This window comes from Rhodoferax sp. LS1R11 (assembly GCF_056521395.1).
Window position 1 is genome coordinate 157,859 of record NZ_JBWMAW010000007.1, and the last position, 13,112, is coordinate 170,970.

The 13,112-nt window shown below is 61.9% G+C and carries 12 protein-coding genes; 6 read left to right on the forward strand and 6 right to left on the reverse strand.

The annotated features are described in order from the left end of the window. Positions 1-6: 6 nt before the first annotated feature. From AC097N_RS10890 to AC097N_RS10905, 4 genes are read right to left on the reverse strand one after another with little or no spacing between them, the layout of a single operon-like run. A complete protein-coding gene (locus AC097N_RS10890) occupies positions 7-2,433 on the reverse strand; it encodes an aerobic carbon-monoxide dehydrogenase large subunit (RefSeq protein ID WP_479581034.1) in 2,427 nt (808 codons plus the stop codon). A 21-nt stretch (positions 2,434-2,454) separates the two neighbouring features. Beyond that, the gene (locus tag AC097N_RS10895) at positions 2,455-2,946 is read right to left on the reverse strand and encodes a (2Fe-2S)-binding protein (protein WP_479581035.1); all 492 of its coding nucleotides are present in this window, start codon (positions 2,944-2,946) and stop codon (positions 2,455-2,457) included. 24 nt (positions 2,947-2,970) lie between these two features. Beyond that, entirely contained in the window at positions 2,971-3,834 is an 864-nt protein-coding gene (locus AC097N_RS10900) for an FAD binding domain-containing protein (RefSeq protein ID WP_479581036.1), read from the reverse strand. Positions 3,835-3,888: 54 nt separating this feature from the next. After that, positions 3,889-4,194 (reverse strand): hypothetical protein, encoded by a 306-nt coding sequence (locus AC097N_RS10905; RefSeq protein ID WP_479581037.1) that lies wholly within the window; start codon positions 4,192-4,194, stop codon positions 3,889-3,891. 100 nt (positions 4,195-4,294) lie between these two features. On the opposite strand from AC097N_RS10905, the gene AC097N_RS10910 reads away from it, so the two are divergent. Together AC097N_RS10910 and AC097N_RS10915 are read left to right on the forward strand one after the other, a co-directional pair. Next, positions 4,295-4,630, forward strand: coding sequence for a c-type cytochrome (locus AC097N_RS10910; RefSeq protein WP_479581038.1), 336 nt, complete (start codon positions 4,295-4,297; stop codon positions 4,628-4,630). Between the two features lie 311 nt (positions 4,631-4,941). After that, on the forward strand, positions 4,942-7,065 hold the full coding sequence (locus AC097N_RS10915; RefSeq protein WP_479581039.1) for a PAS domain-containing hybrid sensor histidine kinase/response regulator: 2,124 nt from the start codon (positions 4,942-4,944) through the stop codon (positions 7,063-7,065). A 24-nt stretch (positions 7,066-7,089) separates the two neighbouring features. On the opposite strand, the gene AC097N_RS10920 is transcribed toward AC097N_RS10915, so the two are convergent. Next, complete coding sequence (locus AC097N_RS10920; protein ID WP_479581040.1) at positions 7,090-7,887, reverse strand: LytTR family DNA-binding domain-containing protein; 798 nt, start codon at positions 7,885-7,887, stop codon at positions 7,090-7,092. Positions 7,888-8,156: 269 nt separating this feature from the next. On the opposite strand from AC097N_RS10920, the gene AC097N_RS10925 reads away from it, so the two are divergent. From AC097N_RS10925 to AC097N_RS10935, 3 genes are read left to right on the forward strand one after another with little or no spacing between them, the layout of a single operon-like run. Beyond that, a complete protein-coding gene (locus AC097N_RS10925; protein ID WP_479581041.1) occupies positions 8,157-8,849 on the forward strand; it encodes a hypothetical protein in 693 nt (230 codons plus the stop codon). After that, a complete protein-coding gene (locus tag AC097N_RS10930; protein WP_479581042.1) occupies positions 8,849-9,895 on the forward strand; it encodes an XdhC family protein in 1,047 nt (348 codons plus the stop codon). The genes AC097N_RS10925 and AC097N_RS10930 overlap by 1 nt, the downstream gene beginning before the upstream one ends. Further along, complete coding sequence (locus tag AC097N_RS10935) at positions 9,855-10,433, forward strand: cob(I)yrinic acid a,c-diamide adenosyltransferase (RefSeq protein WP_479581043.1); 579 nt, start codon at positions 9,855-9,857, stop codon at positions 10,431-10,433. The genes AC097N_RS10930 and AC097N_RS10935 overlap by 41 nt, the downstream gene beginning before the upstream one ends. 72 nt (positions 10,434-10,505) lie before the next feature. Here the strand turns inward: AC097N_RS10935 and AC097N_RS10940 are convergent, their stop codons facing one another. Next, the gene (locus AC097N_RS10940) at positions 10,506-10,928 is read right to left on the reverse strand and encodes a hotdog fold thioesterase (protein ID WP_479581044.1); all 423 of its coding nucleotides are present in this window, start codon (positions 10,926-10,928) and stop codon (positions 10,506-10,508) included. Positions 10,929-11,031: 103 nt separating this feature from the next. Between AC097N_RS10940 and AC097N_RS10945 the strand changes: the two genes are divergently transcribed. Further along, a complete protein-coding gene (locus AC097N_RS10945) occupies positions 11,032-13,104 on the forward strand; it encodes an acetoacetate--CoA ligase (RefSeq protein WP_479581045.1) in 2,073 nt (690 codons plus the stop codon). The last annotated feature ends 8 nt before the right edge of the window (positions 13,105-13,112 follow it).

The window sequence follows — 13,112 nt, forward strand, 5'->3', positions numbered from 1 at the left end:
TCTGCGTCAGCTGGCGAGGCCAACTTTTTTGAGTTGTTGCCACACACGGTAGGCCGAGTGCGGCATGTTGAAGTGCGTCACCCCGAGATGGGCAAACGCGTCCACCATGGCGCTGGTGAAGGTCGGGATGCTGCCCACGTGCGGCGATTCGGCCACGCCCTTGGCACCCAGGGGGTGGTGCGGGGAGGGGGTGACGGTGTAGTCGGTCTCCCACTTCGGCGTTTCCACCGCGGTGGGCAGGAAGTAGTCCATCAACGTGTTGCCTTGGATGTTGCCCTGCTTGTCAAACGACAGTAGTTGCCCCATGGCCACCGCAAAGCCCTCGGTCAGGCCCCCATGGATCTGGCCTTCGATGATCATCGGGTTGATGCGCGTGCCGCAGTCGTCCAGCGCATAGAAGCGGCGGATTTTGGTCTCGCCCGTGCCCTTGTCGATGTCCACCACGCACAGGTAAATGCCAAACGGAAACGTGAAGTTCGGCGGGTCGTAATAGTGCACCGCCTCCAGGCCGGGCTCCAGACCCTCGGGCGGTTGGTGGTAGGCGGCCCAGGCGATCTCGGTCATGGTCTTGAACTTGGCGTCGTTGCCGCGCACCTTGAAGCGGTCGATTTCCCACTCCAGATCCGCTTCGCTCACCTCCATCAGATGGGCGGCAATCTTCTTCGCCTTGGCGTGGATTTTGCGCGAGGCCATGGCCACTGCTGCACCGGCTACAGGTGTGGAGCGTGAGCCGTAGGTGCCAAGTCCGTAAGGCGCCGTGTGGGTGTCGCCTTCTTCAATCTGGATCACTTCCGACGAAATGCCGAGCTCGGTCGCAATGATCTGCGCATAAGTGGTCTGGTGCCCCTGGCCCTGCGAGATCGTGCCCATGCGGGCGATGGCCGAGCCCGTGGGGTGCACGCGGATTTCGCAGGAGTCGAACATGCCGACACCCAGAATGTCGCAAATTTTGCTGGGGCCCGCGCCCACCACCTCGGTAAAGGCCACCAGGCCAATGCCCATCAGCGTGGGGCAGTCCGGGTCGGCCCGCTTGAGCGCCTGTTCGGCGCGCAAGCCCTTGTAGTCCACGGCGTTGAGCACCTTGTCCAGCGCGGTCTGGTAGTTGCCCGAGTCGTAGTCAAAACCCAGCGCGGAGCGGTACGGAAACTGCTCGGGCTTGATGAAGTTTTTGGCTCGTATCTCGGCCTTGTCCATGCCCAGCTTTTGTGCCAGCACATCCACCATGCGCTCCACCAGGTACACCGCTTCGGTCACGCGGAAGGAGCAGCGGTAGGACACGCCACCGGGCGCCTTGTTGGTGTACACGCCGTCTACCTTGCAGTAGGCGTTGGCAATGTCGTAGCTGCCGGTGCAGATGTGAAACATGCCGGCCGGAAACTTGGTGGGGTCGGCACAGGCGTCAAACGCGCCGTGGTCGGCAATCACGTTGGTGCGCAGCGCCAGGATCTTGCCGTCGGCCGTGGCGGCCAGTTCGCCGGTCATGTGGTAGTCCCGCGCAAAGGCGGTGCTCGACAAATTCTCGATGCGGTCCTCAATCCACTTCACCGGTTTGCCCAGCACGATGGACGACACGATGGCACACACGTAGCCGGGGTAGATGCCGACCTTGTTGCCAAAGCCGCCGCCAATGTCCGGCGAAATGATGCGCACCTTGGACTCCGGAATGCCCGAGAGCATCGACACTACGGTGCGCACCACGTGCGGCGCCTGGCTGGTCATCCAGGTGGTCAGCTCGCCGCGAATCGGGTCAAACGACGCCACGGCGCCGCAGGTCTCCAGCGGGCAGGGATGCACGCGCGGGTAGTGCATGTCCTGCGTCACGGTGATGGGTGCGGCAGCAAACGCGGCGTCCGTGGCGGCCTTGTCGCCCGCGTCCCAGGTGAAGATGTGGTTGTGGTGGTAACGCTTGCCGTGCGCGCCCTCGGTCTTGCCCGCCAGGTCTTCGCGGATCACCGGGGCGCCGGGCTTGAGCGCCTCAAACGGGTCAATCACCACCGGCAGTTCTTCGTATTCAACTTCGACCGCTTCCACGCCATCGGCGGCGGCGTAGCGGTCGGTGGCAATCACCACCGCCACTTCCTGCATCTGGAAGTGAACTTTTTCATCGGCCAGCACGGCGGCCACGTCACCGGCCAGCGTGGGCATCCAGTGCAGTTTGAGGGGCTTCAAATCGGCGGCGGTCAGCACGGCAATGACGCCGGGTACCTTCAGCGCTTCTTCCTTGTTGATGCGCACGATGCGGGCATGCGCCACCGGCGAGCGCACGATGTCCATGTGCAGCATCTCGGGCAGCTTGATGTCATCCACATAGTGGCCCTTGCCCTGGATGAAGCGTGCATCTTCCTTGCGCAGGCGGGACTCGCCCAGGCCCATCAAGGCCTTTTCGCGGTCCATCATCAGGGCTTTTTCCTGCTCACTCATTGGTGCGTTCATGCATGTCTCCTCGGGTGGCGCTTACGCGGCCACCTTGTCTTGTTGCTGGAGTGTCCGGGCGGCGTGCAACACGGCCTTGACGATGTTTTGGTAGCCCGTGCAGCGGCACAGATTGCCCGCCATGCCCACGCGTACTTCTTCTTCCGTGGGGTTGGGCTTGTCCTGCAAAAAGCGGTAGGCGCGCATCAGCATGCCGGGGGTGCAGAAGCCGCACTGCAGGCCATGCTCCTTGTAAAAGCCTTCCTGCACGGCATGCAGCACACCGGCGTTGGCCAGGCCTTCCACCGTTTTCACCTCGCTGCCGTCGCACTGCACCGCCAGGTGCGTGCAGGACTTGACCGACTGGCCATCCACATCGACCGTGCAGGCGCCGCAGTGGCTGGTCTCGCAGCCAATGTGGGCGCCGGTCAGGTTCATCTTCTCGCGCAGAAAGTGCACCAGCAAGGTACGGGGTTCCACCGCCTCTTCCACCGTGCGACCGTTGAGGGTCATCGACACCATTTTTTTGCTCATTGTTTTGTCTCCTTGTGGGGTGGTTTAACGGCAGCGTGCGGCAGCGGCCTGGATGGCGCGACGGGTCATCTCGCCTGCCATGGCGGTCTTGTATTCGGCGTCGCCGCGCAGGTCTTCCGCCGGGTCGCACAGCGCCCGCACGGCCTTGACGGCGGCGTCCAGCGAAGCCGTTGTGATGGCCTGGCCGATCAAGGCCGCTTCCGCATCGCGCGCCCGCAGTGCGGTGGGTGCCACGTTGGTCAGGCCAATGCGGGCTTGCGTGACCACGCCGCCGCTCATGCGCAGCACCACGGCCGCGCCTGCGGTGGCCCAGTCGCCGGTTTTGCGTTTGAGCTTCTGGTAGCAGTAGCCGGTGCCTGACTCAAACGGTGCGATCAGGATGGCGGTCAGGATTTCGTTGTCGGCGAGTTCCGTCATGTAGGTGCCGTGGAAGAAGTCCACGGCTTTGACCTGGCGCTCGCCATTGGGCCCCTGCAGCACAAAGGTGGCGTCCAGCGCCATGGCAATGGCCGGGTGGTCGTTGCCGGGGTCGCCGTGGGCGATGTCGCCGCCGAGGGTGCCGCGGTTGCGCACCTGCGGGTCGGCAATCAGTTTGGCCGCCTCGGGCAGCAGTGGCAGGCGGTCCTGCAGCAGCTTCGATTCAATCAGCTCGGTCTCGGTGGTCATGGCGCCGATCCGGATCAAGCCGCCTTCTTCGCGAATGCCGCGCAGCTCGGGGATGCGGTTGATGTCGATGAGCGTGCCGGGCTGCGCAAAGCGCAGCTTCATCATGGGCAGCAGGCTGTGGCCGCCTGCCAGCAGCTTGGCGTCGTCACCCAAACTGGACAGCAGGGAAATGGCCTCGCCGATGGATCGGGGGGCGACGTAGTCGAATGCCGGTGGAATCACGTTGTCTCCTTTTTGTGGCCTCATGACCTTTGGAGAACGGACTCTAGCGACGGCTCACGCGCCGCGGGAAGCTATCCAATCAACTGCCGTGCCCGTTGCATGAATGGCAAAAAAATTGCACGAACGAGGTGCCCGGCCCTGGTCCCGGTAGTCTTTCGTAAGTGATCGCGCTGATTCACCGGGCAACACGATGGTCTGGAAGCTATGGGCGTACTGGAACAAGTTCAGCCCGATCAACCGCTTGCCGAACACGGTGATGAGGTCGAAATAGCGCACCAGAAAGCTGTCCGTCAGCCAGCGGCGCCAGCGCAAGCATCTGAGCTCAAGTAAGGTCGCGCGATCATGACGAAGCGTCGCCACAGGCGGGGATTAAAAAGTCTACGTCTGTTCCGGGTTGGTGTGTGTGCGCGCCTCTTGGCGATGCCTATAATTTAAAAGACACAACGTGAAAAGGAACATCATGCTTCTCAAACCCATCGCCGGCGTTCTGCTTTGCTGGTTTGGACATCTCGCAGTGGCCCAAACACCACCCATGCGCGACGCTACACGCGGCGAGTTGTTGTACACCACGCATTGCATCGCCTGTCACAGCACCGAAGTTCATTGGCGTGACAAGAAAACCGTGACCGATCCGACAAGCCTGCATGCGCAGGTACGCCGCTGGCAAAGTTATTTCGGGCTGGGGTGGGGTGATGACGATGTGGCGGAGGTGGCGCGATACCTGAATACCCGTTACTACCACTTTTCCACTTTGGACTTGTCGGGCGCAGGGGCTTCGCCAGTCGGGCTGAATTGAATATGGCGCAGGTGATGTCAGCAATACCGGTCCATGGCCGCCTTTGCGTATTCTCAATTTGAAATCTGCAGCGGCGGAATTTAATCTGTGAAAGGTCAAATTCATCGCCCCTCTGGGCTGGGATGTTCATTAACCACCTGGAACCAAGATCATGACAAGCAGAGATGAATATATTGCCAAGATGGAAAAAATCCGGGACGCGTTTGCCCATTCCTTTCATTATTTCAAGTCCCAAATGTAGGATGGTGGAATTTTTAAAATCTGCCATACCACCAACAGGCAACGATAGCGCTCCTGCGGATGATGCCGTCATGGCGCAGCGCAAGCGTGAAGAGCGGTTGAATGCCATGGCGGCCCTTCGATTGGCACAAGAGGCCTTGTTCAAGACGAACTCCTTGCAGAGTGCGATTCTCGATAGCACCCACTTATCAACCATCGCCACCGACCTCAAAGGGGTAATTCAAGTCTTTAACGGCGGTGCGCAACGGATGCTGGGTTATGTGGCGGCTGACTTGGTGAACAAGACCACCCCGGCCGACCTTTTCGACCCGCAGGAACTGGTGACGCACGCTGAAGCGATAAGCCGAGAATTCGGAACCCCGGTGGCGTCGGGCTTTGAGGCGTTGATGTTCAAGGCCTTGCGTCGTGCAGAGACTATCTACGAATTGACCTGCATCCGAAAGGACGGCAGTCGCTTGCCCTTGGTGGTATCGGTCACGGCGCTGACGGACCCGCAGGACGCCGTCATCGGCTTTCTGCTGAGCAGTGTCGACAAGACAGCTCACAAGCCGGACGATGCACAGCTCGACAGTACCTCGCTGATCAGAACGATTCTGGACACCGTGGCGGATGGCATCGTTACCCTCCACGCCTGTGGTGGCCACATCGCGACAGTGAACCCGGCCATGGAGCGCTTGTTTGGCTATTGCACTGCAGAACTTGTCGGGCAAGACTTCAGCATGCTGATTCCCGAGCTGGTGGGAGACCGGTGCAAGATGTGTCTCGCCAGGCACGATGCCAACTTTATGTGGCAAACCTTTGGCATTGGGCAAGAGGTTGTGGGCAGGCGCAAGGATGGCAGCCTGTTTCCACTGGAGATGACGGTGAGTGTGATGCAGCAGGGTTCCCAGCGTTACTTCACGGGTATTTTGCGTGACATCACCGTGCGCAAACAAGTTCAAGAAGATCAGTTATTGCTCGATCAGGCACTGCTGGAGAAAAATGTCGAGTTGGCGAACGCCAAGGCAGCAGCGGAAAAAGCCAACCTCGCCAAATCGGATTTCCTCTCCAGCATGAGTCATGAGTTGCGTTCCCCGCTCAATGCAATCCTCGGTTTTTCCCAACTCATGGAGTCGGGGTCGCCGCCGCCCACGCCCAGTCAAGCGGCCAGCATTGCCCAGATTCTTCGGGCCGGGTGGTATCTGCTGAAGTTGATCAACGAAATTCTCGATCTTGCATTGATCGAGTCCGGCAAGCTGTCGCTGTCGCTGGAACCCATATCGCTGTCCGAAGTGTTGCTTGATTGCAAAGCCATGATTGAACCGCAGGCACAAAAAAGCGGCATTCGAATGAACTTCCCGCATTTCGATGCCCCTTGTTATGTCAATGCCGACCGGACTCGGCTTAAGCAAATTTTCATCAACTTGCTTTCCAACGCGATCAAGTACAACCGCGTGGGCGGCACGGTTGACGTCAGGTGCAGCGCGACCTCAACGCAGCGCATGCACATCAGTGTGCAAGATACCGGAGACGGCTTATCCCCAGAAAAAATAGCACAACTGTTCCAGCCGTTTGATCGTCTTGGACAAGAGACCGGCCCTGAAGAAGGAACCGGCATCGGCTTGGTGGTGAGCAAACGCCTGGTCGAACTCATGGGGGGTGAAATCGGTGCGCAGAGCACCCTCGGTGTGGGCAGTTCGTTCTGGTTCGAACTGGCCTTGACGGACGCACCCCATGTCGCTGCCGGTGCAGACGAACCACGTCCGCCTCTTCAATCTTGTGCACGGGATGGCGTGACGCAGCGCACCCTGCTGTATGTCGAAGACAACCAGGCCAACACGGAGCTGGTCGCACAACTCATTGCGCGTCGTCCCGACATGCGTTTGTTGAGTGCGGGGGATGGTGCGCGAGGCATCGCGCTGGCCCGTTCCCACCAGCCACAAGTGATCCTGATGGACATCAATCTGCCGGATATCAACGGCATCCAGGCGCTCAACATCCTGCGTCAAGATCCTGCTACGGCGCACATTCCGGTGCTTGCACTGAGTGCCAATGCCATGCCTCGCGATATCGAGAAAGCGTTGGTCGCAGGCTTCTTCCGCTATCTCACCAAACCCATCAAACTCAACGAGTTCATGGAGACTCTGGACATGGCACTGGAATTTTCGGAAACGGATCGGGACCGCGCCAGCAAGGAGAAAAGGCTTCCTGACTAGCCTCCTCGTGGGACAACCCCCGCGTCAGATTTTGGCCGACACCCCATCCGTCAACCCCAACTGCTCCAGCAGTTTCGGTGCGCTGGCGCGTGACACCGGAATCTCCACCGGGGTGGAGCCCATCATGCGCAACGTCATGCGGCCATCGTCGCGCACGATCTCGTCCACATGCGACAGGTTGACGATGTAGCTGCGGTGCACGCGCAAAAACAGGTGCGGGTCGAGCCGGCTTTCCAGGTCACCGATGGTGAGGTTGCAGAACTGGCAGCCCTGGCTGGTGTGCACCCAGGTGTAGTGCCCCTCCGAGCGGATGAACGAGACACTGGGCACGTCCACCAGCAGCACGCGGTTCTGTTTGATGGTGGGAATCTTGCGCAGCAATCGCTTTTCGCCGGGCTCGGTCGTCTTGCGCGTGGCGCTGCCATCGGCCTCCTGGCTCACCACCTCGGTGATGTCATAAAACACCAGCGTGTAGCCCGTGGTCTGGCCTTGCGCGTCGCCAATCTTGGACACCTTGATGAGCAGCATGCGCTCGGGGATGTTGATCATCATCGCCATGGGGGGCGCGTTGTTGACCGGGCACTCGGCTTGCCCCAGCAAAAACTTCACCTTGGCCTTGGCCGCCTCCGGGTGGAAGTCGGTCACCAGTTTGCCAAACGGCAGCTTCTCGTCCACCGGCAGGCTGCGCCGCGCGTAGTCGTTCATGCCGATGACTTGCAGGTCAAGACTGAGGTGGACCACACCGACGTCAAACCGTTCCAGCAGGTAGAGCCAGGAGCTTGACGGAGGCAGGGCGGATTTGGAGACAGGGCAGTTGGTCATCTGGTTTTCCGGTGGCGATTCTGAGCGATCGGTATGGACCACTCTCGTGAATCAAAACGGATGCTCATGCATCCCAGGCGCGCTTCGTTCATGCGCCGGTTGCGACGCGCAAACGACAACTAAAGTCGGCGCCTGCTCCGGTTTGTAATCGAAAAATACCCGGCTTGTGCGGCTTTCGTTTGGCGCTTGAATGAATTGCAGGGTTATGTTTCTGTCTCTATCGGGTTTACCCGAATAACATTTTTCAGATGATTTTTCCAACGATGAACATGACTACGCAACCGCACTGGATCGCCCGCAGCATCGGCTCGTCGGTCATCACGCCCATTGTGTTGGTGACGGTGGTGGCCGTCACGCTGTGGTTGTTGCGCCAGCCCTCACCGGCTGTGCAGGGCGGGCAGTTCATGCTGATCGCCGGGTCGCTGGTGGCCGTCGGTTTGGGCTGCGCCGCGCTGGCCTGGATACGCCCGCAGCGCGCGGGTTTGTCGCCGCCCCACGTCATGTTGTCGCTCGGTTTTGGCGGCATGCTGCTGGGCCTGTTGTATGACCTGGCGAATGCGGGCCCGGCGCGGCTGGACAGCCTGTGCGCGCAGACGACCGCGCTCGGCTTCATGGACAGCCTGCGTCTGCACATCGAGTTTTTGCCGGGCATGCACGTGGGCATGCTGGTCGGCGGCTTGCTGGCCATCCCCAGTTTGCGGCTGCTGCGTTCGCATTGCGGGCGCTACCTGTGCTCCCTGTTTTTTCAGAACGTGATGTGCTCGGGCTGGATGCTGGTGGGCATGACCACGGGCGCCCTGTGGCTGGCGCGCTGGCAGGCGGAGCGGGGCGTGAGCTCCTTGCCCGCCATGCTGGGCAGCATGTTTGTCGGCATGACCTGGGGCATGGTGGTGAGCGTGGCGCTGTACCGCGGTTTCTTTACCCTGCGCAACCGTGCGGCAGGCAATCAAAAGGGGGCGTGATGGAAAGTCTGGATCTCAATGTGTTGGCCGATGCGCTGGCCTGGCGCCAGGCCAGCCATGCGGTGACGCTGGTGACCGTGGTGCAAACCTGGGGCAGTGCGCCACGGCCGCCCGGCGCGCTGCTGGCGGTGCGCGACGACGGTGTGGTGAGTGGTTCGGTGTCCGGCGGTTGTGTGGAAGACGACTTGATTGCCCGCACCAAAGCGACCTTCCTGAAAATGAGCGATGGTTGCCCGGCGCTGCAGAAGCCCGCCATGATCACCTACGGCGTGACCAAGGATGAAGCCACCCGCTTTGGCCTGCCCTGCGGTGGCACCTTGCGCCTGGTGCAGGAGCCCTTGGGGGACACCGCCTGGCTTGAGGAGCTGCTGGCCCGCACGGCCGACCACCAGTTGGTGGCGCGCACGCTCACCCTGGTCAGTGGCGCAGTTCAGCTCGCCAGCGCGGTGCGCGGGCAGACCTTGCAGTTTGATGGTTCGACCTTGAGCACCGTGTTTGGCCCCAAATGGCGCCTGTTGTTGATTGGCGCCGGGCAGTTGTCACAGGCGGTGGCGCAGATGGCCACCATGCTCGACTTCGAGGTGCTGGTGTGTGACCCGCGTGACGAATACGCCGTCACGCTGGAGGCGAGTCTGACCCGGCTGCCGGGTGTGCGCCGGGTTGAAGGCATGCCCGACGATGTCGTGCGCGAGATGGTGCCCGACGACCACACCGCCATCGTGGCCCTCACGCACGACCCCAAGCTCGATGACATGGCCTTGCTGGAAGCCTTGCAGTCCAATGCGTTTTATGTCGGCGCCCTGGGTTCGCGGCGCAACCAGGACGTGCGCAAGCAACGCCTGGCCGAGCACTTTGGCTTGAGCGCCCAAGAGTTGGACCGATTGCATGGGCCGGTGGGCTTGGCGCTGGGTGCCAAAACACCCGCCGAGATTGCGGTCTCCATCGTGGCCGAGATGGTTCAGGTGAAAAATGCCGTGACAATCACCGCAACTAAGGAGCCTTCTCATGGGACAACGACTGACACAAATTGCCACGCGCACGGGTGACAACGGCACCACCGGCCTGGGGGACAACACCCGCGTCTCCAAAAACAGCCTGCGTGTGCATGCCATGGGCGAGGTGGACGAACTGAACTCCAACATCGGTGTGCTGCTGTGTGAGGACATGCCCGCCCCAGTGCGAACGCTGCTGGTCGAGATTCAGCACCAGTTGTTCAACCTGGGCGGCGAGTTGTCCATTCCCGGCTTCGAGCTGCTCAAGCCCGAAGCCGTGCTGGCACTGGACGACGCCCTGGCCGAGCACAACGAGCATTTGCCCCGCCTGCAGGAATTCATCCTGCCGGCCGGCACCCGCGCTGCCTCTTTGGCCCATGTGTGCCGCACCATTGCCCGCCGGGCCGAGCGGTCGGTCGTGGCGCTGGGCAATGAAGAAGCGTTGAAAGACACGCCGCGCCAGTACCTCAACCGCCTCTCCGACCTGATGTTCGTGCTGTCCCGTGTGCTCAACCGCCACCGCACCGACGGCACGGTGGGGGACGACGTGTACTGGAAGAGCGAACGGCTGGCCAGCGCCAACGCGGATTGAGGGGTTGGAAGGCGCTATTTATTTGATAGCTATATGCGCCCGTCCTGCCTGGGCTAGAGGCTGATTTTTTTCTTAACGCGGTGCCAGCACCGCCATCGTGATGCGCGAGACGCAGGTGAGCTCGCCCGCGTCGTTGCGCAGGTCAATCTGCCAGACCTGCGTGGTGCGGCCGATGTGCACCGGGCGGGTGATGCCGGTGACCCAGCCGCTGGTCGCGCCCTTGATGTGGTTGGCGTTGATGTCCAGCCCCACGGCGCGGTGGCCTTCCGGGCTGGCGTAGGCGGCACCGCAGGAGCCCAGGGTTTCTGCCAGCACCACGCTCACGCCGCCGTGCAGCAGGCCATACGGTTGGATGGTGCGTTTGTCCACCGGCACGCGGGCGCGAATGAAGTCGTCACCCACCTCCAGAAATTCCAGGCCCAGGTGTTCCCCCGCGGTGTTGACGTGGATGGCGGTGAGTTCTGCCACGGAGATCGGTTTTTTCCAGATGCGCATGGGGTTTCCACAAGTTGATTGGCAATCACTATAAACAAGCGCGAGGAGGGCGGCTGTCTCAGGGTTGTCACGCCTGGTTCGGGCTTCATGCCATCATGCTTGGATGGACATTTTGCAAGCGCCCTTTGTGCCCCAAATCACCCTCTATCAAGACTGGTTGCGTGAACACCGCGGCCTCACGTTTGAGTCCTACGACGCGTTGTGGCGCTGGTCAACCACCGACCTGAACGCCTACTGGCAAAGCATCTGGGACTACTTTGACCTGCAGTCGCCCACGCCGCACCGGGTGGTGTGCGATGGCGCCCCGATGCCCGGTACGACATGGTTTGTGGGCGCCCAGGTCAACTACGCGCAGCAGGTGTTCCGGCATGTCGACGCGGCCGATAGCGCGGGTTGTCCGGCCCTCGTCAGTCACAATGAAAAAAGCCTGGGCACCGAGGCGGCCCGCGAGATGAGCTGGCCCGAGCTGCGCCGCCAAGTGGCCTCGCTGGCCTTGCACCTGCGCGCGCAAGGCGTGCAGCCCGGCGACCGGGTGGCCGCTTACCTGCCCAACATTCCCGAGGCCATGGTGGCTTTTCTGGCCACCGTCAGCATCGGCGGTGTGTGGAGCATTTGCGCGCCCGACATGGGCACACACGCGGTGCTGGACCGTTTCAAGCAAATCGAGCCCAAGGTGCTGATTGCCTGCGACGGCGTCACCTACGGCGGGCGCGACCTGGACCGCACCGCCGTGGTGGCCGAGCTGTGCGCGGCACTGCCCACGGTGCAGCACCTGATCCTGCACAGCAACCTGGGGTTGGATCTGGCTGCTATACAAACAATAGCTACTCCCGCACTGTTGACGGAGGCTACAGCCCGAAATGATGCTGAAACGGCCGCGTTTGAACCACTTTGGCTGCCGTTTGACCACCCGCTGTGGATTGTTTACTCCAGCGGCACCACCGGCCTGCCCAAGCCCATCGTGCACGGCCATGGCGGCACCCTCGTGGTGGCACTGGCCCTCAAGACCCTGCACAACGACGTGGGCTGCAGCTACCACCCCAACAGCCTGGGCGAGCGCTACCACTGGTACAGCTCCACCGGCTGGGTGATGTGGAACGCCCAGCTCAGCGGCCTGCTCAGCGGCGCCACCTGCTGCATTTTTGATGGCAGCCCGGGCGGCCCCACGGTGGACGCTGCGGGTCACAAGATCGCCCCCGACTGGTCCACGCTGTGGCGCTTTGCCGCCGATACGCGCGTCACGTTTTTTGGCGCGGGCGCCGCTTTTTTTGCCAACTGCCAGAAGACCGGACTGGACCTGCGTACCTGCGGCGACCTGTCCCGCATTCGCGCGCTCGGCAGCACCGGCTCGCCCCTGGGCATTGAGGCCCAAACCTGGGGCACCGGGCAGTTTCGCCAGCTGCGCCGCGCGGCGGGGCAGGGCGGGGACGACATCTGGTGGTGCAACATCTCGGGCGGCACCGACTTTGCCGGGGCGTTCATTGGTGGCAACCGCGAGTTGCCCCTGGTTCCCGGCGAGATGCAATGCCGCCTGCTCGGCTGCGCCGTGCAGGCCTGGAGCGAGCAAGGCCTGCCGGTGATGGACGAGGTGGGCGAGCTGGTCTGCACCCAGCCCATTCCCAGCATGCCGCTGTATTTTTGGGGCGACGAAGGTAACAAGCGTTACCTGTCGAGCTACTTCGATATGTACCCCGGCGTCTGGCGGCATGGCGACTGGCTCAAGGTCGGGCGCCACGGCGGCTGCATCATCTATGGCCGCAGCGACGCCACCATCAACCGCCACGGCCTGCGCATGGGCACCAGCGAACTCTACAGCGCGGTGGAAGCGCTGCCCGAGGTGCTGGACTCGATGGTGGTGGACCTTGAATACCTGGGGCGCGAAAGCTACATGCCGCTTTTTGTGGTGCTGCGCGAAGGCCTGGCGCTGGATGATGCCGTGCGCGCCAAACTGGTGGACGCCATTAAGACCGCCCTGTCGCCGCGCTTTGTGCCCAACGAGATTTTTCAGGTGGCGGAGATTCCCCGCACCCTCTCGGGCAAAAAGCAGGAGTTGCCCATCAAGAAGCTGCTGCTGGGCCAGCCCCTCGAGAAGGTCGTCAACCGCGACGCCATGGCCAACCCGGGCTGTCTGGACTGGTATGTGACGCTGGCCGAGGCGCGAGGAGCCGCCGCCTAGAATCCGCG